The organism is Amycolatopsis sp. 3B14, assembly GCF_050958625.1.
GTDB lineage: Bacteria > Actinomycetota > Actinomycetes > Mycobacteriales > Pseudonocardiaceae > Amycolatopsis_E > Amycolatopsis_E thermoflava.
Window position 1 is genome coordinate 127,594 of the sequence record NZ_JBHZEN010000028.1, and the last position, 23,917, is coordinate 151,510.

Annotated in this window: 23 protein-coding genes and 1 riboswitch; of the genes, 9 read left to right on the forward strand and 14 right to left on the reverse strand. The window is 71.3% G+C overall.

Going from position 1 to position 23,917, the window contains the following annotated elements:
- Window positions 1–526: 526 nt before the first annotated feature.
- The 3 genes from ACCP09_RS17915 to ACCP09_RS17925 all read right to left on the reverse strand — a co-directional run bounded on the left by ACCP09_RS17915 (window position 527) and on the right by ACCP09_RS17925 (window position 2,146).
- Window positions 527–1,219 (reverse strand): hypothetical protein, encoded by a 693-nt coding sequence (locus ACCP09_RS17915; RefSeq protein WP_433748052.1) that lies wholly within the window; start codon window positions 1,217–1,219, stop codon window positions 527–529.
- A gap of 353 nt (window positions 1,220–1,572) precedes the next feature.
- Entirely contained in the window at window positions 1,573–1,791 is a 219-nt protein-coding gene (locus ACCP09_RS17920) for a hypothetical protein (protein WP_378334126.1), read from the reverse strand.
- 64 nt (window positions 1,792–1,855) lie between these two features.
- Window positions 1,856–2,146 (reverse strand): 4a-hydroxytetrahydrobiopterin dehydratase, encoded by a 291-nt coding sequence (locus ACCP09_RS17925; RefSeq protein WP_017984764.1) that lies wholly within the window; start codon window positions 2,144–2,146, stop codon window positions 1,856–1,858.
- 33 nt (window positions 2,147–2,179) lie between these two features.
- A riboswitch (TPP riboswitch) is annotated at window positions 2,180–2,289 on the forward strand.
- A 22-nt stretch (window positions 2,290–2,311) separates the two neighbouring features.
- Between ACCP09_RS17925 and ACCP09_RS17930 the strand changes: the two genes are divergently transcribed.
- Genes ACCP09_RS17930 through ACCP09_RS17940 form a run of 3 tightly spaced genes read left to right on the forward strand, consistent with a single transcriptional unit; the run spans window position 2,312 to window position 5,960 of the window.
- Complete coding sequence (locus tag ACCP09_RS17930; protein ID WP_123684925.1) at window positions 2,312–3,352, forward strand: thiamine ABC transporter substrate-binding protein; 1,041 nt, start codon at window positions 2,312–2,314, stop codon at window positions 3,350–3,352.
- Window positions 3,349–4,950: an ABC transporter permease gene (locus ACCP09_RS17935; protein WP_433748057.1), complete on the forward strand. Its 1,602-nt coding sequence runs from the start codon at window positions 3,349–3,351 to the stop codon at window positions 4,948–4,950. The genes ACCP09_RS17930 and ACCP09_RS17935 overlap by 4 nt, the downstream gene beginning before the upstream one ends.
- Window positions 4,951–4,952: 2 nt before the next feature.
- A complete protein-coding gene (locus tag ACCP09_RS17940; RefSeq protein ID WP_378334128.1) occupies window positions 4,953–5,960 on the forward strand; it encodes an ABC transporter ATP-binding protein in 1,008 nt (335 codons plus the stop codon).
- On the opposite strand, the gene ACCP09_RS17945 is transcribed toward ACCP09_RS17940, so the two are convergent.
- From ACCP09_RS17945 to ACCP09_RS17955, 3 genes are read right to left on the reverse strand one after another with little or no spacing between them, the layout of a single operon-like run.
- On the reverse strand, window positions 5,957–6,823 hold the full coding sequence (locus ACCP09_RS17945; RefSeq protein ID WP_027934127.1) for an ABC transporter permease: 867 nt from the start codon (window positions 6,821–6,823) through the stop codon (window positions 5,957–5,959). The two genes, ACCP09_RS17940 and ACCP09_RS17945, sit on opposite strands and share 4 nt — an antisense overlap.
- Window positions 6,820–7,824: an ABC transporter ATP-binding protein gene (locus ACCP09_RS17950; RefSeq protein WP_123684928.1), complete on the reverse strand. Its 1,005-nt coding sequence runs from the start codon at window positions 7,822–7,824 to the stop codon at window positions 6,820–6,822. The genes ACCP09_RS17945 and ACCP09_RS17950 overlap by 4 nt, the downstream gene beginning before the upstream one ends.
- On the reverse strand, window positions 7,821–8,879 hold the full coding sequence (locus tag ACCP09_RS17955) for a LolA family protein (protein WP_027934129.1): 1,059 nt from the start codon (window positions 8,877–8,879) through the stop codon (window positions 7,821–7,823). The genes ACCP09_RS17950 and ACCP09_RS17955 overlap by 4 nt, the downstream gene beginning before the upstream one ends.
- Before the next feature lie 144 nt (window positions 8,880–9,023).
- On the opposite strand from ACCP09_RS17955, the gene ACCP09_RS17960 reads away from it, so the two are divergent.
- The 3 genes from ACCP09_RS17960 to ACCP09_RS17970 are packed head-to-tail and all read left to right on the forward strand — an operon-like array spanning window position 9,024 to window position 11,439.
- Complete coding sequence (locus tag ACCP09_RS17960) at window positions 9,024–9,728, forward strand: response regulator transcription factor (RefSeq protein ID WP_020422302.1); 705 nt, start codon at window positions 9,024–9,026, stop codon at window positions 9,726–9,728.
- Window positions 9,729–9,760: 32 nt separating this feature from the next.
- Entirely contained in the window at window positions 9,761–11,056 is a 1,296-nt protein-coding gene (locus ACCP09_RS17965; protein WP_433748159.1) for a sensor histidine kinase, read from the forward strand.
- Window positions 11,053–11,439: a (deoxy)nucleoside triphosphate pyrophosphohydrolase gene (locus ACCP09_RS17970; RefSeq protein ID WP_017984755.1), complete on the forward strand. Its 387-nt coding sequence runs from the start codon at window positions 11,053–11,055 to the stop codon at window positions 11,437–11,439. The genes ACCP09_RS17965 and ACCP09_RS17970 overlap by 4 nt, the downstream gene beginning before the upstream one ends.
- 1 nt (window position 11,440) lies before the next feature.
- Here ACCP09_RS17970 and ACCP09_RS17975 read toward each other — a convergent pair whose 3' ends face one another.
- Both ACCP09_RS17975 and trpS read right to left on the reverse strand, forming a co-directional pair.
- The gene (locus ACCP09_RS17975) at window positions 11,441–11,935 is read right to left on the reverse strand and encodes a DinB family protein (protein WP_433748064.1); all 495 of its coding nucleotides are present in this window, start codon (window positions 11,933–11,935) and stop codon (window positions 11,441–11,443) included.
- A gap of 65 nt (window positions 11,936–12,000) precedes the next feature.
- Window positions 12,001–12,966, reverse strand: a complete 966-nt coding sequence (gene trpS, locus ACCP09_RS17980; RefSeq protein WP_027934133.1) for a tryptophan--tRNA ligase — start codon at window positions 12,964–12,966, stop codon at window positions 12,001–12,003.
- Between the two features lie 293 nt (window positions 12,967–13,259).
- On the opposite strand from trpS, the gene ACCP09_RS17985 reads away from it, so the two are divergent.
- The gene (locus ACCP09_RS17985) at window positions 13,260–13,559 is read left to right on the forward strand and encodes a YciI family protein (RefSeq protein ID WP_027934134.1); all 300 of its coding nucleotides are present in this window, start codon (window positions 13,260–13,262) and stop codon (window positions 13,557–13,559) included.
- Here ACCP09_RS17985 and ACCP09_RS17990 read toward each other — a convergent pair.
- Window positions 13,556–13,717 (reverse strand): hypothetical protein, encoded by a 162-nt coding sequence (locus ACCP09_RS17990; protein WP_157358800.1) that lies wholly within the window; start codon window positions 13,715–13,717, stop codon window positions 13,556–13,558. The genes ACCP09_RS17985 and ACCP09_RS17990 overlap by 4 nt on opposite strands.
- A 137-nt stretch (window positions 13,718–13,854) precedes the next feature.
- On the opposite strand from ACCP09_RS17990, the gene typA reads away from it, so the two are divergent.
- Both typA and ACCP09_RS18000 read left to right on the forward strand, forming a co-directional pair.
- On the forward strand, window positions 13,855–15,768 hold the full coding sequence (typA, locus tag ACCP09_RS17995) for a translational GTPase TypA (RefSeq protein WP_123684931.1): 1,914 nt from the start codon (window positions 13,855–13,857) through the stop codon (window positions 15,766–15,768).
- 195 nt (window positions 15,769–15,963) lie between these two features.
- The gene (locus tag ACCP09_RS18000; RefSeq protein WP_433748069.1) at window positions 15,964–17,691 is read left to right on the forward strand and encodes an ABC transporter family substrate-binding protein; all 1,728 of its coding nucleotides are present in this window, start codon (window positions 15,964–15,966) and stop codon (window positions 17,689–17,691) included.
- Between the two features lie 263 nt (window positions 17,692–17,954).
- On the opposite strand, the gene ACCP09_RS18005 is transcribed toward ACCP09_RS18000, so the two are convergent.
- From ACCP09_RS18005 to ACCP09_RS18025, 5 genes are all read right to left on the reverse strand, one after another.
- Window positions 17,955–19,007, reverse strand: a complete 1,053-nt coding sequence (locus ACCP09_RS18005; RefSeq protein ID WP_027934137.1) for an ABC transporter ATP-binding protein — start codon at window positions 19,005–19,007, stop codon at window positions 17,955–17,957.
- Window positions 19,004–20,089 carry an ABC transporter ATP-binding protein gene (locus ACCP09_RS18010; RefSeq protein ID WP_400988568.1) on the reverse strand — a complete coding sequence of 362 codons (1,086 nt, stop codon included), beginning with the start codon at window positions 20,087–20,089 and terminating at the stop codon, window positions 19,004–19,006. Before ACCP09_RS18010 ends, ACCP09_RS18005 begins: the two co-directional genes overlap by 4 nt.
- Window positions 20,086–21,024, reverse strand: a complete 939-nt coding sequence (locus ACCP09_RS18015; protein ID WP_027934139.1) for an ABC transporter permease — start codon at window positions 21,022–21,024, stop codon at window positions 20,086–20,088. Before ACCP09_RS18015 ends, ACCP09_RS18010 begins: the two co-directional genes overlap by 4 nt.
- Window positions 21,017–21,997, reverse strand: a complete 981-nt coding sequence (locus tag ACCP09_RS18020) for an ABC transporter permease (RefSeq protein ID WP_017984746.1) — start codon at window positions 21,995–21,997, stop codon at window positions 21,017–21,019. The genes ACCP09_RS18015 and ACCP09_RS18020 overlap by 8 nt, the downstream gene beginning before the upstream one ends.
- Before the next feature lie 168 nt (window positions 21,998–22,165).
- Window positions 22,166–23,917 carry an ABC transporter family substrate-binding protein gene (locus ACCP09_RS18025; protein ID WP_027934140.1) on the reverse strand — a complete coding sequence of 584 codons (1,752 nt, stop codon included), beginning with the start codon at window positions 23,915–23,917 and terminating at the stop codon, window positions 22,166–22,168.

Sequence of the window (23,917 nt, forward strand, 5' to 3'; positions counted from 1 at the left end):
GGTGCCCCAACCCCAGGGGTCTCGCGCGAGTGGGGATATGGGGCGCGGGTTGCGGGCACGGGGCCTTGGTGCGGTGGCGCGGGAAGGGCGAGGCTGCCTGCCGCGGCGGTGGGGGTGCCGGGCGGGCGGGGAGCGTAGCCCGCGTGCCGCGTGCCGCGTGCCGCGTGCCGCGTGCCGCGTGCCGCGTGCCGCGTGCCGCGTGCCGCGTGCCGCGTGCCGGGCGCCGGGTGCCGGGTGCCGGGTGCCGGGTGCCGGGTGCCGCGTGCCGCGTGCCGGGCGCCGGGTGCCGGGTGCCGGGTGCCGCGTGCCGCATGCCGGGTGCCGGGCGGGCGGGGAGCGCGTAGCCCCCGTGCCGGGTGCCGGGTGTTGCGAGTCGTGCAGAGGCGGCGCGGGATCTGCTCGGGGGACAGCGCAGCCCCTGGCGGCTGGGCGACATTGGGAACACGGAGAACGCCCAGGCGGGGGAAGCCTGGGCGTTCTCCGTGAACCGACCGGGCGCACGGGCAGTGCCCGCACGCCGCGCCGATCAGCAGGTCACGTTCACCGTGCCGCTCGACTCGAACGACACGTGCACGTGGTCGTAGTGGTTGGCCGTGGCGTCGCCGCGGTCTTCCATGGTCGACCAGCCGCTGCCGTCGTTGTAGCGCTGCCTCCAGATCACGTACTTGACGTTGAACTCGGACTGGTTGGCCAGCACGTAATCCGCGATGGCGTTGCCCGTGGACGTGTCCACCATGAAGTCCAGCGCCAGGCCGCTGGGGTGGTCGCTCGTGCCGGAGCGGCCCGCTCGGCCGCCGATCTCGTCCACGCCGAACTTCGCGGCGATGTGGTTGCCCACCTTCGCCACATGGGGCAACGTGCCCTCGAGCACCGACGAGCAGGCGTTCGCCGCCTTGGTCGTCGTCTTCGGGGTCGTCGTCGTGGACTTCGGCGTCGACTTCGAAGTGGTCGACGGCGGGGGCGCCACGGACGGCGTGGTCGTCGACGGCGGGGGAGGCGGCGGCGGGGTGGTCGTGCTGCTCGACGTGCTCGTCGGGGCCGAGGTCGTCGGCAGCGGCTTCATCTGCGCCGCCATGCTGGCCGTGTCCTGCCTGCTGAAGTTACCGGTCAGCCAGACCGCGAAGCCCAGCACGAACGCCGCGGCCAGGCCGATCGCCAGGGGGACTTTCAGCGATTTCGCTTTGGATCTATGTCGACCCACCATTCGGAAGATCACCATTTTCGGGGAGGGGACTTTTCGGCCGTTCGGGGGATGGCCGCCCGTGACATTACGAATAGGACACGGAAATGTCACCAACGAGTGGTCATGGACACAGATCAACAGCGCATGAAAAAGGCCCGCCGGGGCACCGGCGGGCCGCTGACCTGCTGGGACTCAGCCCAGCGCGGCGAGCACGAGAACGGCGAGCAGAGTGATGGCGGTGGCCAGGCCGGTGACCCAGGCGCGCTGGACGGGCGACAGGGCGGGCGTGCTGTTCATGGCGGCGAACCTCGGGGTGAGCAGGGACTTCCGCGCGTGACAGCGCCCGCGACGCCCCCGTCGTTACAACCCGGCGGCCGACGTGACCGAAATCACTCCTGCGGTCCCCGATGTCGCGCCGTGTACCAGAACACGGCACCCGCCGCGGCGATCATCAACCCGAACGCCAGCGTCCCGACCACCACCGCCCGCGTCTCGCTCGGCGGTTCGACGGCGGCGGACGTGACCGCCGAAGCGGTCCCGGCGAGCACTCCCAGCAACAAGGCGACGGCGGCTCCCACGGCGGCCAGTCGCGTGACAACCTTCCTCATGGTGCGTTCCCTCCACCAGGGGCAACGCACGGGACCGGCCGCGAAGTTGCCGGTCCGGCCTAGATCACAGCGCGTCGATCGTGCTGTCGATCTGTTCGGCGAGCGACACGTCCTTCGCGGTGATGCCGCCCGCCGAATGGGTGCTGCACCGGAACGTCACGGTGCGCCACCGGATGTCCATGTCCGGGTGGTGGTTCACGCCCTCGGCGATCTCGGCGACGCGGTTGACCACCGCGATGGCCTGCGGAAAGTCGGCGAGTTCGGCCGTGCGCTCCAGCGCGTCGCCCGCGCGCTGCCAGTACGGCAGCTTGTTGAGGGCCTCGGAGATCTCGGTTTCGCTCAGTAGTTCCGCCATGTGCTCCATGGTGGTACGGCGGCGAGTACGCTGCACGGTTGCCACGGGAGTCCGGGTCCACCGGGCTGAGAGGCGGGTTCGCCCGCGACCGTTCGCACCTGATCCGGATCATGCCGGCGCAGGGAGGGCCCCGACCTTTCTCGCCGGAACGAGCGAGGAGTGGTCATGAGATTCCGCACGGGCGTCCTGGTCGGCCTTGTCGCCGCCCTGACCGCGGGCTGCACGCTGGCCGGCAACGACGCGGACAACGGCCCGGCCACGGTCACGCTCGTCACCCACGACTCGTTCGCCGCTCCGCAGCAGGTGCTCGACGCCTTCCAGCAGCAGACCGGCATCACGATCAACGTCGTGAAGAAGGGTGACGCGGGCGCGCTCACCAACACCCTGGTCCTCACGAAGGCCAACCCGATCGGCGACGCGGCCTTCGGCGTCGACTCGACCTTCGCGTCGCGCGCGCTCACCGAAGGCGTCTTCGCGCCCTACACCAGCCCCGAGGCCGACCGCGGCCCGCAGCGCTACGCCGTGGACTCCGAGCACCGCCTGTCGGCCGTCGACGTGGGCGACGTCTGCGTCAACGTCGACAGCACCTGGTTCGCCGAGCGCGGCATCCCGGAGCCCGCGACCTACGACGACCTGGTCAAGCCGGAGTACAAGGACCTGCTGGTCGTGGAGAACCCGGCCACCAGCTCGCCCGGCCTGGCGTTCCTGCTCGGCACCATCGCCCGCTACGGCGAGCAGAACTGGCAGGGCTACTGGACCCGGCTGAAGGACAACGGCATGCGTGCCGTCGCCGGCTGGGAGGAGGCCTACGGCCAGGACTTCTCCGGCTCCTCCGGCAAGGGGCCGCGGCCGATCGTGGTGTCCTACGCGTCCTCGCCCGCGGCGGAGATCGGCGAGGACGGCAAGCCGCGCACGAAGGCGCTGCTGGACACCTGCTTCCGTCAGGTCGAGTACGCCGGCGTGCTGGCCGGGTCGCCGAACGCGGACAAGGCCCAGAAGGTGATCGACTTCCTGCTGTCCCAGCAGTTCCAGGCGACGGTGGCGGAGAACATGTACGTCTACCCGGCGCGGGAGGGCGTCGCGTTGCCCGCCGCGTGGACGACGGCCGCCCCGCTGCCGCCGAACCCGGCGAGCCTGCCCGCTGAGACGGTGCAGGCCGGGCGTGAGCGGTGGATCGAGCAGTGGCGCTCCTTGCTCGGCCAGTGAGCCGTGCCGGGCTCGGGCTGGCGGCACTGGCTGTGCTGCCGCTCGGGTTCCTGGTCGTCTTCTTCGCCTGGCCGGTCGTCGCGATCCTGCGGCTGGGCTTCGCCGACGGCGGGGTGCTCGCCGCGCTGGCCGAGGGCGAGACGTGGCGGCTGGCGTGGTTCACGGTCGCGCAGGCCGCCGGTTCGACCCTGATCGCGGTGGTCGCCGGGTTGCCGGTCGCGTTCCTGCTGGCGCGCGTGCGGCTGCCCGGGGTGGCGGTCGTCCGGACGCTGGTGCTCGTCCCGTTCGTGCTGCCCACCGTGGTGGTGGGCCTGGCGTTCCGGGCGCTGTGGCCCGACGGCGGCTGGCTGTCCATCGTGCTGGCCAACGCGTTCTTCAACGTCGCCGTCGTCGGCCGCACGGTCGCCGGGCTGTGGGCGTTGCTGGACTCGCGGGCCGAGGACGCCGCCCGCGCGCTGGGCGCCTCCCGCTGGCGCGCGTTCCGCTCGGTGACGCTGCCCGCGCTGATGCCGGCGATCACGTCCGCGGCCGCCGTCGTGTTCCTGTTCTGCGCCACCAGTTTCGGCGTGGTGCTGATCCTCGGCGGCGCGCGGTACCGGACGCTGGAGACCGAGATCTACCTGCGCACCGAGAACCTGCTCGACCTGACCGGCGCGGCGGCGCTGTCGCTGGTGCAGATCGCCGCCGTCCTGGGCGCGCTGCTGCTCGGCGCGGCCGCCCGCCGCCGCCGGGAGAGCGCGCTGCGGCTGCGGTCGCGGCGGGAGACCGCGCGCCGCCCGGTCGGCGGCGAGTGGGCCGTGGTCGGCGCCGCGGTCGTCGTGCTCGGCCTGCTGCTGACGCCGATCGTCGCGTTGCTGCTGCGCTCGGTGTCCACCGTGGACGGCTGGAGCCTGGCCGGCTACCGGGCGCTGTCCGGCACCGGAAACGACGGCACGCTCCAGGTCTCCGGCTGGGACGCGGCGCTGAACTCGCTGCGCACCGCCACCGACGCGACGGTGCTGGCGATGGTCATCGGTGTGTCGGCGTCGGTCCTGCTGGTCGCGCTGCGCCGGTCGCCGGGACGGCTCGCGCGCGGGGTCGGTGAGTCGATGGACGCCGCGCTGATGCTGCCGCTCGGCGTGTCCGCGGTGACCGTCGGGTTCGGCTACCTCATCACGCTCGACGCGCTGCCCGGCGACCTGCGCCGGTCGCCGCTGCTGGTGCCGCTCGCGCAGGCGCTGGTGGTGATCCCGCTGGTGATCCGCACGGTGCTGCCCGTGGTGCGGTCGATCGACGACCGCCTGCGCCAGGCCGCGGCCACCCTCGGTGCGAGCCCGGCGCGGGTGTGGCGCGAGATCGACGTGCCGCTGGCCTCCCGCGCCGTCGTCGCCGCGGCCGGGTTCGGCTACGTCGTCGCGCTCGGCGAGTTCGGCGCGACGAGCTTCCTGGCGCGCCCGCAGACGCCGACGCTGCCGGTCGCGATCGCGGCGCTGATCGCGCGGCCCGGCCAGCTCAACAACCAGATGGCGTACGCGGCGTGCGCGCTGCTCATGCTGGTCACCGCGGCCGCGGTGATCGTGATCGACCGGCTCGCGTCCGGCCGGGTGGGGGAGTTCTAGCCATGGCGTTGACCGTGTCCGGCCTGACCGTGCGGTACGGCTCGTTCACCGCCGTCTCCGGCGTGGACCTGGAGATCGCCGACGGCGAGGTGCTCGCGTTGCTCGGCCCGTCCGGCTCCGGGAAGTCGACGCTGCTGCGCGCCATCACCGGTCTGGAGCCGATCACCGCGGGCAGCGTGCGCTGGGACGGAGCCGACCTGGCGCGCGTGCCGGTGCACAAGCGCGGGTTCGGGCTGGTGTTCCAGGACGGCCAGCTGTTCCCGCACCGGGACGTGGCCGGGAACATCGCGTTCGGGCCGCGGATGCACGGGATGTCGTCGGCCGAGCGCGCGGAACGCGTGAGCCGGCTGCTCGACCTCGTGGGCCTGACCGGCTACCAGAAGCGGCGGGTGACCGAGCTGTCCGGCGGCGAGGCGCAGCGGGTCGCGCTGGCCCGCGCGCTCGCGCCGGAGCCGCGCCTGCTGCTGCTCGACGAGCCGCTGTCCGGTTTGGACGCCGGGTTGCGCGAGCAGCTGGCCGTCGACCTGGCCGAGATGCTGCGCAGCGCGAAGATCACCGCGCTGCTCGTCACGCACGACCAGGAGGAGGCGTTCACGCTCGCCGACCGCGTCGCCGTGCTGCAGGCCGGGAAGATCCGCCAGGCCGGGGCCGTGCGCGAGGTGTGGCGGCGGCCCGCGGACGAGAACGTGGCGCGCTTCCTCGGCGTCACCACGGTCGTCGACGGCGAGGCGGCGGACGGGATCGTGCGCTGCCCGTTCGGCGAGGTCGCCATCCCGGAGGCCGCGGACGGGCCGGTGCGGCTCGGCCTGCGTCCCGCCGGGCTGCGGCTCGCGACCGCCGGGATCACCGGCGAGGTGCTGACCAAGGTGCACCGCCGCGACAACGTCCGCCTGTCCGTGCGCACGAGCGCCGGCACCGTGGACGCGGTCGCGGCGGTCTCCGCCGACGTCAACCCGGGCGACGAGATCAGCATCGCCCCGGACCCGGACGGCGTGGCCCTGATCGGCTAACCGTCCTTCGTGGACAGCCGCGCGTAGGCCAGCGACAGGCCGATCACGACGTAGCACGCGGCGCGGATCGCGCCCTCGCCGAGCTGGTCGGCCGGGATCGGGTCGCGCAGGATGTCCGCGATCGCGGTCCAGGACTGCGGCAGCAGGAACGGGTGCAGCCAGTCCACCGCCGACAGCAGGAGCAGGACCGTCGACACCACGACGCCGGCCAGCATCGACACCACCACGACCATCGGGTGCTCGGTGCACGCCGAGATCGCCAGCGCGATGGCCCCGACCGCCCACAGCTGCAGCGTCACCCACGCCGCCGCCAGCGCGACCCGGCCCAGTGCGTCCACAAAGGACAGCGTGTTGCCGGACAGCGTGAACAGCGAGCCGGTCCCGTTGATCACCAGCCCGGTGATCATCGCGACCACGGCCATCAGCAGCGCCGCGGCGAGCGTGAACGTCGCCACCCCGAGCGCCTTCATCAGTAGCAGCCTGCCGCGGCTCACCGGCGCGAGCAGCAGCCCGCGCAGCGTGCCCACGGCCGATTCACCGGCGAGCGCGTCGCCCGCCGACATCGCCGTGACCAGCGGCAGCATCAGGTTCAGCGTCAGCCCGAGCGTGGCCAGCGGCAGGACCAGCGCGTTCCCGGCCGCGGACGCCAGCAGCGCGTTGTCGCCGTCACCGCCGCCGGGCCCGCCGCCGCTGTCCCCCGCGATCGTCAGCCCGATCCCGACGATCACCGGGATCAGCGCGAGCAGGCCGAGCACGATCAGCGTGCGCGGGCGGCGGAAGATCCACCGCAGCTCGGCGCGGTAGAGCCGGTGGAACGGCACACTCCACCGTTCCACCGGCGCCGCGTCCAGTGTCGCCGTCATGACGTCCCCTCGTCCACATCCGGCAGGCCCCCGGTTTCGGAATCCCGTTGCGTCAGCCGCGCGAACAGGTCCTCCAGCCCGGTGCGGGCCCGCTTCGCCTCGTGCACGGACACCCCAGCCCGCACCAGCGTTTCGATCACCTGCGGCGCGGTCGCCGCGGTCAGGTCCGCCCGCACGCCCTCCGGTGTGAGCCGGCCGGGGATGCGGTTGTCGCGCAGCGCGGTGAGCGCCTCGTCACCGTCCGGAGTGGACACGACCAGCGACGGCGTGCCGGACTCCAGCAGCTCGTCCAGCTCGCCCTGCGCGACCACCGTGCCGTCGTGCAGGACGGCCACGTGCGTGCAGGTCGCCTCGACCTCGGCGAGCAGGTGCGAGGACACCAGCACGGTGACGCCCTCGGCGTGCAGCTCGCCGATGATGTTGCGGATCTCCCGCGTGCCCGCCGGGTCCAGCCCGTTGGTCGGCTCGTCCAGCACGACCATCCGCCGCGGCACGAGCAGCGCCGAGGCGAGCCCCAGCCGCTGCTTCATGCCCAGCGAGTACCCCCGGTAGCGCCGGTGCGCGGCGTGCCCGAGCCCGACCCGCTCCAGCGCGTCGTCGACCGCGCGGGGGATCGCCGCCGACGACAGCCGCGGCTCGGCGGCCGCGACGCGGCGCAGGTTCTCCCGCCCGGACAGGAACGGGTGGAACCCCGGCCCCTCGACCAGCGCGCCCACCTCGGGCAGCGCCCGCGGCGCGCCGTCGGGCATCCGGTGCCCGAGCAGCTCCACCTCGCCCTCGGTCGGGCGGACCAGGCCGAGCAGCATCCGGATCGTGGTGGTCTTGCCCGAGCCGTTCGGCCCGAGCATGCCCAGCACCGCGCCTTCCGGCACGTCCAGATCGACCTGGTCCACCGCGACCGCGGTCCGGTACACCTTGCGCAACCCCCTGGTCCGCGCGGCGAGTGCCGGACCCGCGGTGGGCGCTTCGACCGAAGCGCCCACCGGCAGTGTCTCCGTCATTTCGCTCCCAGAGCCTCGATCAGCACCTGCTCCGGCACCGCCCCGACGGCGAAGCGGCCGTCGTCGGTGACCAGCGCGGTGCCGACCTTCGTGGTGATCACGTAGCCGGTGCCGAACGCACCGCTGACCGGCTTGCCGAACTGCGCCAGCAGGGCCTTCGGGTCCACGTTCTGCCCGCGCTCGCCCTGCTGCGGCGCCAGCGCCTCGGCCGGGAACGAACCGGTCAGGACGCTGTCCCAGCCGTCACCGCTGACCTGCACCGCGTCCTCGACGGCCCGCTGGTCCGGGTGCTCGGCCGGCGCTTGCTCCTCGGTCACCTTCGCGCCCTGCGGCGGGGTGAACTGGAACTCGCTCGCCGGCTGCGGCGCGAACGCGATGTCGCTGAACGCCACCTGGAACGCCGGGTCCGACGTGCCGTAGGTCATCACGGCCAGGCGCAGCGGCACCCGCTTCTCGGCGTCGACCGCGACGCGCACCTCGCGCAGCAGCGTGCGCTCGGTCGGCTTCGGCGTCAGCACCAGCTCGTACGCCGCGCGGCCGGCGACGCGCGCCGTGCCCTCGACCGTCACGGTGCTGCTCTCGCGGACCTTCGCGAGCACCTGCGTCGTCGCCGTCGCCGGGTCGCTGAGCTGGTACTCCTCCGGCTTCTGCAGCGCCTCCGGCGGCACGGTGACCTTCGTGGCCTCGTTCGACGCCGAGTCGTACGTCCACACGGTCGCCCCGTTGCGGACGATGGTGTGCTCGCTCGCCCCTTGCTCGATCGCGAGCTTGCTGTTGCCCGCGCCGTCGTTGTAGACGCGGGCCGCGTCGATGTCCAGGCTCGTGCCCCCCGGCAGGGTCGAGACCGGCAGGCCCAGGTTGTTGTCCACCTCGACCGTGCCCGCCAGCGCAGGCGTCTTGGTGGTGGCCACCGACTGCACCAGCTCCTCGGCGCTGATCGCCGGCAGCTCGGGCGCCTCGCCCGCGGCCGCGGGCATCGCGAGCCAGGCGAGCCCGGCGGCGCCGAGCGCGGATCCGGTGACCGCGGCGGTGATGGCCTTCGTCTTCGGCTGCATCTGTTCTCCCTGTGTCAACCGAGCACCAGTGTGCTCTTTCCCCGCCGCTGACACTCCTCGATCCGCCCTGAGATGGGCCTGAGATGCTGAGAGACCGCTGAGAGCGCGCGCCCGAGCTGGAAAAACCGGGCATGCTAGACAACCGTGAACCCTCGGATCCTCGTGGTGGACGACGAGCCAGGTGTGCGCAAGGCGCTGCACCGCGGGCTGCGCGCGGAGGGCATGGACGTCGTCACCGCTCCCGACGGCCCGAGCGGCCTGCGCCTCGCGCAGACCGGGTCGTTCGACGTGCTGTTGCTGGACATCATGCTCCCCGGCCTGTCCGGGTACCGGGTGCTGCAGGCGCTGCGCGCGCAGGGCATCACCACGCCGGTGCTGATGGTGTCGGCCAAGGACGGCGAGGTCGACCAGGCCGACGGGCTCGACCTGGGCGCCGACGGCTACCTGGTCAAGCCGTTCTCGTTCGTCGTGCTGGTCGCGCAGATCCGCGCGGTGCTGCGGCGCGCCTCGAGCGAGGGGACGCGCGGGCCGCTGCGAATCGGTGGTCTCGTCGTCGACCGCGCAACCCGCGAGGTGCACTGGCACGACGACCCGGTCGCGCTGAGCCCGCGCGAGTTCAGCCTGCTGGAGGTGCTGGTCGGGCGCGCCGGGACGGTCGTCACCAAGGACGAGCTGCTGCGTGCCGTCTGGGGTGACGAGCAGGCCGCGACCCGCAACGTCGTCGAGGTCTACGTCGGGTACGTGCGCCGCAAGCTCGACGCGGTCGGGGCGGGCGCGCTGGTGCGGACCGTCCGCGGCCACGGCTACCTGGCCTCCGACGCCGCGCTGGACGAGGTCCTGCCCGGGTGACGTTCCTCCGCCGGTGGTGGGAACGCCGGTCCATGCAGTTCCGGATCACGGCGCCGGCCGCCGCGGTCACGCTGGCGTTCCTGCTCGGCCTCGCCATCGTGGCGGGGCGCGGCCTCGGTCCGCTGCGGGACTCCTCCGTGGACACCGAGCTGTCCGAGGCGCTCGCGCCCGCCGCCGCGGCCGTGTCCGCCGGGCAGCCGCCGGCGCCGTCGGACGGCGTCACCCTGCGCGTGCTCGACACCGCGGGCGCGCCGGTCGACGGGGGCCCGGCGGCCAGGCTCGGGCCGGGTGACGTGCGTGCGCTCAAGGCGGGGCAGTCGGTGACCGTGGACCGGATGCGGTGGCTGGGCTCGGTGGTGACCGCGCCGGACGGGCAGCTGCGGCTGGTCGCGGCCGGGACCGGGCTGGTGGGCCAGCGCGCGGCCGTGCAGAAGGCGGCGACCTGGTTGCTGTGGGCGGCCGGGATCGGCGCGGCGCTCGCCGCGATCGCGACCTGGCTCGTGGTGCGGTTCGCGTTGCGGCGGGTGAGCCGTCTGCGCCGCACGGTCCGTGCGCTGCCGCCGGGGCAGCGGGTGCCGCTGCCCGAGGCGGACGACGAGCTGCGTGCACTGGCGGCGGACTTCAACGCGTTGCTGGCGCGGCAGGAGGAGGCGGCGCAGCGGCTGCGGCGGTTCACCGGCGACGCCGCGCACGAGCTGCGCTCGCCGGTCGCGTCGATCCGCGTGCAGGCCGAGGTCGCCGTCGCGAACCCCGACCCGGAGCTGGCGCAGGAGACGCTGGCCGACGTCCTCGCCGAGGCCGAGCGGTTGTCCGCGCTGCTGGACGGGCTGCTGACGCTGGCGCGTTCGGACGCCGGGGAGCTGCCGCCCGCCGAAGCGGTCGAACTGCTCACCGAGGCGCGCGCGGCCGCGGACCGGCTGCCGCCCGGATCGCCCGCCGTGCGCGTGACCGGGGTGGTCGGGCAGGCGTGGGCGCACGCGGCGCACTCCGAGGTGGAGCTGGTGCTGAACAACCTGCTGCGCAACGCCTGCCGGTACGCGTCCTCGCAGATCGTGGTGTCGGTGCTGCCCGGGCACTCCACGGTGCGGCTGGTCGTGGACGACGACGGGCCGGGCATCCCGCCCGGGCACCGCGACCGCGTGTTCGACCGGTTCTACCGGGTGGGCGACGACCGGGCTCGCACCTCCGGCGGCACCGGGCTCGGGCTGGCGATGGTCGCCGAAGCGGTGCGGCGGCGCGGCGGGCGGGTGTCCGTCGGCGAGTCGCCCGAGGGCGGTGCCCGCTTCCAGATCGTCTGGCGATCGGCCGGTAACGTCTCCACCTCGTGAAGGTGATCGTGGGAGCGGCCATCGTGCGGGGCCGGTCCCTGCTCGCCCAGCAGCGCGCGTACCCGCGCGAGGTGGCCGGGCTGTGGGAACTGCCCGGCGGCCGCGTCGAACCCGGCGAGTCCGAAGTGGACGCGTTGCGGCGGGAGTGCCGCGAGGAGCTCGGGGTGGACGTCGTGGTCGGCTCGCGCGTGGGACCGGACGTGCCGCTGCGGGCCGGGCTGGTGCTGCGGGTGTTCGCCGCTTCGCTGACCGACGAACGCGCCCGGCCCGAGGCGCTGGACCACAAGGCATTGCGCTGGCTCGACGCGGACGGCCTGGACGGCGTCGAGTGGCTGCCCGCGGACCTGGAACTGCTCCCGGACCTGCGGCGGTTGCTGGCCTGAGTCAGCGTCCCGTGGCGCCGTCGATCAGTTCACGCAGGATGTCGGCGTGCCCGGCGTGACGCCCGGTCTCCTCGATCAGGTGAGTGAGGGTCCAGCGCAGGGACGGCGCCGGGCCACGCCGCCCGCCCGGGCGCGGCCCGGGCGCGGCCAGGTCCGGGCAGGCGGCGATGACCTCGTCGCCGCGGGCCGTGGTCTCCCGGTAGGCGCGGAGGATGTCGTCGGCGGTCTCGTCCGGTTCCGGGTGGAAGGTGGCCGCCCAGTCGCCTGCCGGCTGGCCGAGGAGCCAGTGGCGTTCGACGTGGGTGAGGTGCTTGACGAGGCCGAGCAGGTTCGTCCCGGACGGCACCCCGGGGGTGCGGGCCTGCGGTTCCGGGACGCCCTGGGCCTTCGCGACCACCGCGGCGCGCAGGTAGGCGAGGAAGCCTGCCAGCACGTCCTTCTCCCCGGGGCCGGTCCTCGGCGGGCGGGTGTCACGACGGCGCGTGGTGGGAGGCATGGCCGCCACCCTGGCACGGGCTCTACCCGGTCGGCACGGAAATTTGCCGGATCAGCAAGGCGGGGTCACATTCCCGCGCCGATGAGCCGCATCGCCGAGGTCAGGCGGTGCTCGCCGCGTTCGGCGGCCCGGCTCGCGCCCTCCTTCCGGATCCGCGCCAGCTCCGCCGGGTCCGCCAGCAGCTCCAGCGTCCGCTCCCGGATCGGGCGTAGTGTCTCGACCACCGCCTCCGCCACGGCTTCCTTCAGCGCCCCGTAGGACGAGAACTCCGCCGCCACGTCCGCGGGCCGCTCGCCCCGGCAGCCGGCCAGGATCTCCAGCAGGTTCGCGACCCCGGGACGCTCTTCCGGCGCGTACTCGACCCCGGTGAGCCCGTCGGTGACCGCGCGCCGCACCTTGCGCCGGATCAGGTCCGGCTCGTCCAGCACGAACACCACCCCGGCCGCGTCACGGGCCGACTTCGACATCTTCCGCGCCGGGTCGCTCAGGTCCCGCACCCGCGCGCCCGTCGGCGGCAGCACCGGCCGCGGCACCGTGAACACCTCGCCGTAGGTGCCGTTGAACCGCCTGGCCAGCGCCCGCGCCAGCTCCACGTGCTGGTTCTGGTCCTCACCGACCGGCACTTCCGCCGCGCCCTGCAGCAGGATGTCGGCGGCCATCAGCACCGGATAGGTCAGCAGGCTCAGCCGCACCCCCGGCTGGCCGCTGCCCTTCTCCTTGAACTGGATCATCCGCGCGGCCTCGCCGTAGCTGCAGGTGCACTCCAGGATCCAGGTCAGCGCGCCCAGCTCGCGGGACAGGTCCGACTGCACGAAAACGCGCTCGGCGGGGATCCCGGCCGCCACCAGGATGGCCAGCATCTCGCTGGTCCGGCCGCGCAGCTTGCCCGGGTTGTGCGTGGTCGTCATGGCGTGCAGGTCGGACACGAAGTACAGGTCGTCCGGCCCGCCGTCGGTCACCCAGCGCTGGATCGCGCCCAGGTGGTTGCCGAGGTGGGTGTGGCCGGACGGGGTGATCCCGGAAATTCGCATCGGTTGCTTCCTCGGGTCGGTGGCCACCCCCGCCACGGCCCCGGGAACGACGAAGGCCGCCTGCGCGGGCGGCCTTGTCGTGGGTTTCAGCGCACGTCGGAGGGACCGCCTGCGGGCGGCCACCAGAAGTTCACGATCGTACGCACGCGGACAGCGTAGCAGCGCCCGAAAGTAATATCCACATTGCCTTCCGGAAAGCAATTCTTTGGAATGTCGAACCGCTGTTGCACAGATTACTGGCAAATGGCTGAGAATTGTTTCCCGGGGGTCCTCGCCGGGGCTACCGTGAAGGCATGTACATCGTGCTGATCGACTACACGGCCCCGGTGGAGGAAGTCGACTACTACCTGGCCGACCACGCGAAATGGCTGGACCGGCACTTCCGGTCGGGCGAGTTCCTGACGGCCGGCCGGCGCACGCCGCATTCCGGTTGCGTCATCATCACGCGGCCGATGCCGCGGGTGAAATTGGAGGCGATTCTGGCGTCCGACCCGTTCCACCTGCGCCGCCTCGCGCGACACGAAATCGTCGAATTCGGCGCCACCCGCACCGCGCCGGAACTCCGCTTGGTGAACGAGGCGCTGGCCGTCTAGGCCGCCTTCTTGATGTCCGCCTTCGCCCGCTGGAGTGCGAGGACCGGGCACTTCTTGCAGCGGGGCTTCGAGCGGCAGCACTTCTTCTTGACCTTGCCCGCCTTCATGAGCTTGCGGACGACCTTGCGCGGGTCCGCGTCCTTCTTGCCCAAAACCACCACTCCACGACTCGGGGGTGCCCTCAGGTTAGGTGAGCCTAAGTGATCATCCACCGTGGCACTGGTCACAATGTGGTACCGGGTATCCTGAACGGGATCGCGTATGCCAAAGCGGGCCCGCGATTCATCCCTTCGAAATGTTCAGGAGCCCTCGCGTGCCCACAGCAACCGCCGAGAAGGTCCGCACCGACCTCCGCAACGTCGCCATCGTCGCGCACGTCGACCACGGGAAGACCACCCTGGTCGACGCCATGCTGCGGCAGTCCGGCGCCTTCGGCGAACGTGCCGAGCTCGTCGACCGCGTGATGGACTCGGGCGAGCTGGAACGTGAGAAGGGCATCACGATCCTCGCCAAGAACACCGCCATCCGCCGCGAGACCGCCGACGGCCCGGTCACCATCAACGTGATCGACACCCCCGGCCACGCCGACTTCGGCGGCGAGGTCGAGCGCGGCCTGTCCATGGTCGACGGCGTCCTGCTGCTGGTCGACGCCAGCGAGGGGCCGCTGCCGCAGACCCGGTTCGTGCTGCGCAAGACCCTGCAGGCCGGCCTGCCGGTCGTGCTGGTGGTCAACAAGGTCGACCGCCCGGACGCGCGCATCGCCGAGGTCGTCGAGGAGACCCACGACCTGCTGCTCGATCTGGCCGGCGACATCGAGGATGCCGACCTGGACGCGGTCCTCGACCTGCCGGTGATCTACGCCTCCGCGCGGGCGGGCAAGGCGAGTCTGGAGCAGCCCGCCGACGGCGCCCTGCCGGACAGCGAGAACCTCGACCCGCTGTTCGACGTCCTGCTGCGCCACGTGCCGCCGCCGAAGGCCGACCCGGACAGCCCGTTGCAGGCCCTGGTCACCAACCTGGACGCGTCGAACTTCCTCGGCCGCATCGCGCTCATCCGCATCCACGCCGGCAAGCTCCGCAAGGGCCAGACCGTCGCGTGGCTGCGCGAGGACGGCTCGGTGCAGAACGTCCGGATCTCGGAGCTGCTGGTCACCGAGGCGCTGGAGCGGGTGCCCGCGCAGGAGGCCTCGGCCGGTGACCTGGTCGCCATCGCGGGCATCCCGGACATCACGATCGGGGACACGCTGGCCGACGTCGAGAACCCGGTGGCGCTGCCCCGGATCACCGTCGACGAGCCGGCCATCTCGATGACGATCGGGGTGAACACCTCGCCGCTGGCCGGCCGCAACGGCGGCGACAAGGTCACCGCGCGCCTGGTCAAGGCCCGGCTGGACCAGGAGCTGATCGGCAACGTGTCGATCCGCGTCCTGCCCACCGAGCGCCCGGACACCTGGGAGGTCCAGGGCCGTGGCGAGCTGGCGCTGGCGATCCTGGTCGAGCAGATGCGCCGCGAGGGCTTCGAGCTGACCGTCGGCAAGCCGCAGGTGGTCACCAAGACCATCGACGGCAAGCTGCACGAGCCGTTCGAGCGGCTCACGCTGGACATCCCCGAGGAGCACCTCGGCGCGGTCACCCAGCTGCTCGCCGCCCGCAAGGGCCGCATGGAGGATATGAGCGGGCACGGCACCGGCCGCATCAAGCTGGAGTTCGTGCTGCCCGCGCGTGGCCTGATCGGGTTCCGCACCGACTTCCTGACCGAGACCCGCGGCACCGGCATCGCGAACCACGTGTTCGAGGGCTACCACCCGTGGGCGGGCGAGATCCGCACCCGGCACAGCGGTTCGCTGGTCGCCGACCGGTCCGGACCGGTCACCTCCTACGCGATGATCCAGCTCGCCGACCGCGGCACGTTCTTCGTCGAGCCGGGCGCCGAGGTGTACGAGGGCATGGTCGTGGGCGAGAACCCGCGCGCCGAGGACCTCGACATCAACATCACAAAGGAGAAGAAGCTCACCAACATGCGCTCCTCCACCGGTGACGAGCTGGAGCGCCTGGCGCGCCCGCGCAAGCTGGGCCTGGAGGAGGCGCTGGAGTTCTGCGCCGCCGACGAGTGCGTCGAGGTCGCGCCGAACGCGGTGCGGGTGCGGAAGGTGACGCTGGAGATCACGCAGCGGGCCAAGGAGCGTTCGCGCGCCAAGTCGCGCGGCTGAGTTCGCCGGGCCGGGGGACGTCCATCGCGGTGGGCGTCCCCTGTCTCGTTTTCCGGGGGAACCACGACACGCTCAGCAACGTCCACCTTTCGGCGGTACCTGATCCGGTGACAGCGAGTCCCGGCCGGTCTGGCAATCTCGGTACCGCGGCTACAGGCCTTGTGACACCATCATGGGCTCATCAGGGGAGGCAGCGTGCGGGGAAGCGGTAAAGCGGCGGCACTGGTCACGGTGCTGCTGACCGCGTTGGCCGCCTGCACCAGCACCCCGCCGCCGCCGGTCGTGACGTCGCCGGTGGCCCAGTCGTCGAGCTCGGCGGCGCCGACGGCATCGCAGATCGTGATCGGCGTCGACGACATCGCGGGCGGTTACAACCCGCACAACCTGGCCGACCAGTCCACGATCACCACGGCGCTGTCGCAGATGCTGCTGCCGTCGGTGTTCCGGCCCGACGCCAACGGCGAGAACCAGCTCGACACCACGCTGATGCGCTCGGCGGAGGTCACCTCGACCGACCCGTTCACGGTCACCTACCTGATCCGGCAGGACGCCTCGTGGTCCGACGGCGCGCCGATCGCGGTGGAGGACTTCGTCTACCTCGCCGAGGCCATGCGCGACCAGCCCGGTGTCGTGCAGCCCGCCGGGTACCGGCTGATCAGCGGCATCCAGCCCAGCGAGGGCGGCAAGGGCGTCCAGGTGACGTTCTCCGAACCGTACCCGGGCTGGCAGACGCTGTTCTCGAACCTGCTGCCGCAGCACCTGCTCAAGGACGCGCCGGGCGGCTGGCAGGGCGCGCTGCAGGACAGCTTCCCGGCCTACGGCGGGCCGTTCTCGATCAAGACGCGGGACAACGCGCGTGGCGAGATCATCCTGGAGCGCAACGAGCGCTACTGGGACAAGCCGGCCGCGGTCGACCAGATCGTGCTGCGCCGGTCCGACGCCACCGGTCTGGCGGGCGCCCTGCGCAGCGGCAACGACCAGTTCGTCATGTCCCGCACCGACAGTGCCGGCCTGAACCAGTTCCAGGTGCTCGGGCCGAGTGTCCAGCTGAGCACGGTGGCCAGCCCGCGGGTGGCCGGGGTGCTGCTGCGCCCGGCGAACGGCCCGCTGGTGGACGACCAGGTGCGCGAGGCCGTGTCGGCGATCATCGACCGGAACAAGCTGATCGACGAGGGCACCGGGGGCGGCCCGTCGGCCGGGCTGCGGGCCGACGCGCAGGTGCGGTGGCCCTCGCAGGCCGGCTACGCGCCGACGATCCCCGCCGGTTACGGCGTGCCGGACCCGGCGAAGGCGGAGTCGCTGCTGACCGCGGCGGGCTACGTCAAGGAAGCCGGAATCTGGCGCAAGGACGGCAGGGCGCTCACGCTGGTCGTCGCGTCGCCGGGGCAGCAGGAGCCGTACGCGAGCATGGCGAAGGAGCTGAGCAACCAGCTCATCGCGGCCGGCATCCAGGTGAACACGCTCAACGCCCAGCCGCGCGACCTGTTCGCCAACCTGCTGGCGTTGCCGGTGAGCCAGGGCTCGACCGCCCCCACGGGCAACACGAACGCCGTGGGCGTCGACATCGCGGTGGTGCCGCTCCCGGTGGGCGGCGACGCGGCAACGGTGCTGGCCTCGACGTTCGGCTGCCGCCCCGGACAGTCCACGCCGTCGGCGAACGTGGCCGTGATCCCGGCGAACCCGGCCGCCGTCTGCGACGAAAACCTGCAGACGACGATCGAAGGGGCGCTGACCGGGGAGAAGCCACTGGCCGACGCGCTGGCCGAGCTGGAGCCGAAGCTGTGGGCGCAGCACACGGTGCTGCCGTTGTTCCAGCTGGCCGACACGCTCGCCACCGGACAGGGCATCTCCGGGATGACCGCGGGCCCGCCGCTGCTCGGCCCGTTCAGCGAAGCCGTGAACTGGACCCGCAGCCCCCGCTGACCCCCGCAACGACGAAGACCCCCGGCGGACCGGGGGCCTTCTGACCACAACCGCAACCCGGCAACGAACGCCAACGACCCCCCACGAGCCAGCCCCCTCCCGCAACCCGATCCCCAGCCAAATCGGTTGCCGAGCCACCGGGTCAAGGCACGCTTTCCCGCCTTGACGCGGTGTCTCGGCAACCGAACACTGAAAGATCGGGTTCGGGAGAGCTCAATCGCGGCGAAGCGAAGCCGGCGATCGAGCCACCCGCGTAGCGGAGATCAGATCAACTGCCGCGCCTGCGCATAATGGCAAGCCGCCGGGTGACCCTGCCCGCGGTCGACGAGCAACGGCTCCTCATCGATGCACTTCGAGCGCTCCGCGTCGCTCAACTCGTTCGCGAACTTCGGGCACCGCGTCCGGAACCGGCAGCCGCTCGGCGGGTTCGCCGGGCTGGGCACGTCACCGGTGATCACGATGCGCTCCCGCGAGCGTTCCTTGCGCGGGTCGGGCACCGGGATCGCCGAAATCAGCGCCTGCGTGTACGGGTGCGCCGGGTTCTCGAACAGCTCCTCCGACGGCGCCGTCTCGACGATCTTGCCCAGGTACATCACCGCGATGCGGTTGGCGATGTGCCGGACCACGGACAGGTCGTGCGACACGAACAGGTACGACAGCCCGAACTCCGACTGCAGGTCCTGCAGCAGGTTCAGCACACCGGCCTGGATGGACACGTCCAGCGCCGACACCGGCTCGTCCAGCACCAGCAGCTTCGGCTGCAGAGCGAGCGCCCGCGCGATGCCGATGCGCTGCCGCTGGCCGCCGGAGAACTCGTGCGGGTACCGGTTGCCGTGCTCGGGCCGCAGGCCGACCGTGGCGAGCAGCTCGCGCACCCGCTCCCGGCCGCCCTTTTCGTACAGGTTGTGGATCCGCAGCGGCTCCGCGATGATCTCGTTGACCGGCATGCGCGGGTCCACCGAGGCGTACGGGTCCTGGAACACGATCTGCATCTGCCTGCGCAGGCGCTGCATGTCCTTGCGGTTCAGCTTGTGCAGCTCGGTGCCTTCGAAGCGCACCTCGCCCGCGGTGGCCGGCTGCAGGTTCAGCACCACCCGCGCGGTGGTCGACTTCCCGCACCCCGACTCGCCGACGAGCGCGAGGGTCTCCCGCTCGTAGATGTCGAACGACACCCCGGACACGGCCTGGACCTCGCCGATCTGGCGCCGGATCAGCCCGCCGCTGCGTACCGGGAAGTGCTTGACGACGTCGCGGGCCGACAGCACCGGGGTCCGCTGGTCCTGCTCGGGCAGCACGCCGGCTGCGCTCTCGCTCATTCGGTCTTCTCCCCGGGGGTCACCGCGGCCACCGCGTCGACGTCGTCGACCGAGGTGGGGTTGAACAGATCAGTGGCTTCGCGGCCGGCCAGCTGGTCGCTGAAGTGGCAGGCCGCCTTGTGCAGACCGTCGGTGGTCGGCTCGAGCACCGGCTCCTCCCGGTCGCAGATGTCCTGCGCCATCGGGCAGCGCGGGCTGAACGGGCAGCCCGGCGGCATGTTGACCACCGAGGGCGGCGAACCCGCGATCGGGGTGAGCCGGTCGGTCTTGATGTCCAGCCGCGGCAGGCTGCCGAGCAGGCCCAGCGTGTAGGGCATCCGCGGGGTGTAGAAGATGTCGTCGACCGTGCCTGCCTCGACCACCTTGCCCGCGTACATGACCTGCACCCGGTCGGCCTGCCCGGCGATGACGCCGAGGTCGTGGGTGATCAGCACCATCGCGGCGCCGGTCTCCTGCTTCGCCGCCTGCAGCGCGTCCAGCACCTGCGCCTGCACGGTCACGTCCAGCGCGGTCGTCGGCTCGTCGGCGATGATCACCTCGGGCCGGTTGGCGATCGCGATCGCGATCACCACGCGCTGCCGCATACCGCCGGAGAGCTGGTGCGGGTACTCGGTGGCCCGCTGCTGCGGGTTCGGGATGCGCACCAGGTCCAGCAGCTCCACGGCCTGCTTGCGGGCCACGTCCCTGCGCACGTCGTGGTGCGCGGTGATGGCCTCGGCGATCTGGTCGCCCACCGGGTAGACCGGGTTCAACGACGTCATCGGGTCCTGGAAGACCATCGCGATGCCGCTGCCGCGGACCCGCGTCATCTGCTTCTCGGACAGCTCCAGCAGGTTGCGGCCCTTGAAGTTGATCGTGCCCTTGACGCGCGCCGAACGGGGCAGCAGGCCCATGATCGCCAGCGAGGTCACCGACTTGCCGGAGCCGGATTCACCGACGACGCCCAGCACCTCACCGCGGCCGAGCTGGTAGCTCACACCGCGCACGGCCTGCACCAGGCCGTCGTCGCTGGGGAACTGGACGGTGAGGTCCTCCACCGAGAGGACGGGGTCGGCCGTCGTCTGGGAGTCGAACGAGGTCATGCGCGCACCTTCGTCTGCTGGGGGTCGAACGCGTCGCGGAGCCCGTCCCCGATGAAGTTGATCGTCAGCGCGATCAGGATGATGAACAGGCCCGGGAAGTAGAACAGCCACGGGCGGGTGTCGACCGCCGTCTGCGCGCTGCTTACCAGCAGGCCGAGCGAGGTGTCCGGCGGCCGCACACCGAAGCCGAGGAACGACAGCGCGGTCTCCAGCAGGATGCCGATGGACACCAGGATCGTCGCGTTCACGATCACCGAGCCGAGCGCGTTGGGCACCAGGTGCCGGAAGATGATCCGCCCGTCACCCGCGCCGAGCGCGCGGGCCGCCTCGATGAACTCCTTCTCCCGCAGCGACAGCACCACACCGCGCGCGACCCGGGACACGTAGGCCCAGTACAGGCCGGCGATGACGACCGCGATGAGCCACCAGCTGCCGCCCGCGTTGTGGCCGAGCACGGCCGCGACGGCCAGCAGCGGCAGGGTCAGCACCAGGTCGGCGATGCGCATCAGCACCGTGTCGATCCAGCCGCGGTAGTAGCCGGCGACCGCGCCCCAGATCGTGCCGACGACCGTGGAGAAGATCGCGACCAGCACGGAGATCTGCAGCGAGATCTGGGTGCCGCGAAGCACCTGGGCCAGCATGTCCTTGCCGACCGCGTCGGTGCCGAATGGGTGCGCCAGCGACGGCGCCTCGGAGTTGTCCGGCGTGATGTCCTCGGGCCCGTACTTCCAGAGCCAGCCGCCGACGTAGGCCAGCAGCACGATCACGATCAGCAGGATCAGGCTCGCCACGGCCAGCCGGTGCTGCAGGAACCGGCGCAGCACCAGCTGGAACTGGCCGCGCTCCTGGACGGTGAACTCGCGCTCGACGGTGCCCTTGGGGCTGTCCTGCAGCTGGGCCGTCGCGGTGGTTTCGGTGGTCGAAGGCTCAGGCATGGCGGATCCTCGGGTCGAGCACGCCGTACAGCAGGTCGGCGACAAGGTTGAACAGGATGACGAAGGTCGCCGAGATCAGCAGCCAGGCCTCGACGGCGTACACGTCGCTCTGCGCGATGGCGTCGAGCAGGAAGGTACCCGCGCCCTGCCACTGGAACACCTTCTCGGTCACGACGGCGCCGGAGATGATGGACGCCAGGTCCAGCGCGGTGACGGTGGTCAGCGGGATGAGGGCGTTGCGCAGCGCGTGCCGCCGCATCACGACGCCGCGGGACAGGCCCTTGGCGCGGGCGAGCCGCACGTAGTCGCTGTTGAGCACCTCGAGCATCGACCCGCGCTGGAAGCGGCTCCAGGAGGCGTAGGAGATCAGCGCCAGCGAGATGGTCGGCAGGATCATGTGCCCCAGCACGTCGCCGAGGTGCGCCCAGAAGCCGCCCTGCACGTAGATCGAACTCGCGCCGATCGTGTAGAAGACCTGGTCGCCGACGGTGTTGTTGATGTTGATGCCGGCCTGCTTCAGGAGCACCGCGAGCCAGAACGCGGGCATCGACAGGAAGAGGAAGCCGAAGAAGGTGGCCGTGTAGTCCAGCTTGGAGTACTGCTTCACGGCGCTGACGGCGCCGACGACGATCGCCAGGATCAGCGCGATGACCATCGCGAGGAAGATCAGGCGGAACGTGACGCCGAAGCGGGAGATGACCTCCGACCCGATGTCCATCGTCGAGTTGACGGACGGGCCGAAGTCGCCGCGGAAGATGCCGGTGATCCAGTTCCAGTACCGCTCCATCAGCGGCTGGTCCAGGTGCAGCCGGTGGGTCTCGGCGGCGATGGTCTGCGGTGGCGGTGGCGGATTTCGGGTGATGAGGTTGCTGAGCGGGTTGGCCGACAGCGACACCATCACGAAGACGACGAACGTCGACAAGATGAGGATCGGCACCGACACGAGCAGCCGGCGCAATGCGAAGGCGAGCATGGAGGTCTTCCTGCTGAAGTTCGACCAGCACGCCGCTCGTGACGGCGGAACCGGGCGGCGCGACCTGTCTAGTTGTGGTGGTTTCGTGCGGTTAGGGGGTGGGGGAGACCGGCGTCGCCGGCCTCCCCCACCGAATTACTTCTCAGTAATGTACTCCGGCTCGGCTGGTCAGCCCTTCCGGATGCCCCATTCCTGCATGTTGTAGACCGGCCCGTCGAGGGTCGAGTTGTTGCGGATGTTGGCGATGTTGTCGTACGACGCGATGAAGGTCGGCTTCTGGTACAGCGGAAGCACGTACGCGTCGTCGGCCATGATCTGGTCGGCCTGGTTGAGCAGTTCCGACGCCTTCGCCTGGTCGGTCTCGGCGTTGGCCTGCGCGATCAGGTTGTCGACCTGGGTGTTGCTGTACTCGCCGTAGTTGCTCTCCGAACCGGTGGTCCAGTTCTGCTGCGCACCGGAGAACGGGAACGGCGAGGCGACCCACGCGAACACGATCACGTCGAAGTCGCCATTGCTGGTGGTGTCACCGAGGTCGTCGGTGGGGATGATGTCCACCTTGACGCCCAGCTGGCTCGCGGCCTGCTGGAACAGCTCGCACTCGTTCTGGCGGATCTGGTTGCCCACGGTGTAGCGCATCCGCAGGGCGGGCACCGGCGCGCCGCTCGGGTCGATCAGCTGGTCGCCCTGCAGCTTGTAGCCGGCCTCGGTGAGGATCTGCTTCGCCTTGTTGATGTCACCCGTGCCCTGGCCGGTGGACGAGATGACGTCCTTGTAGCCCTCCTGGCCCGGCATGAAGTTGTGGTTCTGCAGCGGCTTCACCTTGTCGGTGAACTGGCCGACGGTCTTGTCGATGATGCCCTGGACGTCGACCGCGGTGTACAGCGCCTGACGCAGCGCCTTGTTGGCCAGCGCCGGGTTCTTCAGGTTGAAGTCGAAGTGCTCCCAGGTCAGGCCGAGGCCGATGTAGGAGGACACGTTCGGGATGTTGCGCACCTGGTTGACCAGGTCGACCTGCGGCTGCGGGTAGATGACCTGGACCTCGTTGTTCTGCAGGGCCGTCGGCTCCTGCGAGGCGTCGGTGATGATCCGGAAGATCACGCGCGACAGCTTCGGCTTGGCGCCCCACCACGCGGGGTTCGGCACCATGGTGATCGACACGTTGTTCTGGAAGTTGTCGATCTTCCACGGGCCGCCGGACCAGGTCGGAACCGTCTCGCCGAACCACTTGTACGACTCGGCCAGGCCGGCCGGGGTGTTCAGGTCACCGTGCTGGGCGGCCAGGTGCGCGGGGTACATCGCACCGGTCGAGCTCCACAGGACCTTCCAGTCGGTGAACGGGTTGGTGAAGGTCACGGTGACCGTCTTGCCGTTGTCCGAGCCCACGACCGAGGCGATCCGGTCGTAACCGGAGGTGCTGGCGGGGGCGCAGTCCGGGCAGTCCTTGCCGTTCTGGACCTTCCAGTTGTAGATGAAGTCGTCCGCCGTGATCGGCGTGCCGTCGGACCACACGGCCTTCGGGTTGATCTTGTAGACCACCGTCTGCGGGTTCGTGCTGGTGATGTCGGCCGAGGTCACGAAGTCCGTCGCCAGCGTCGGCTTGAGGTCCGGCGTCGTGTAGAAGGTGTAGGGCAAGATGCCCTTGGTCACCATGCCGGTCTCGAAGACGTTGCCCTCACCGGACGTGACGTTCCAGTTCGGGATGTTCTTCTCGATCGCGAAGGTGACGTCACCGCCGTCCTGCAGCTGGTCAGCGGCGGCCGAGTTGCACGCGTTGGCGTTGGCGTCGCACTCGGCGAAGGCCTGTCCGGTCTGCACACCGCTGTTGTCACCACCGCCGCCGCCACACGCGGCGAGGACCAGCGCGGCGGTCGCGGCGAGCGCGCCGATTCTGGCGGCACGTGACTTGGTCTTCCCTAACAT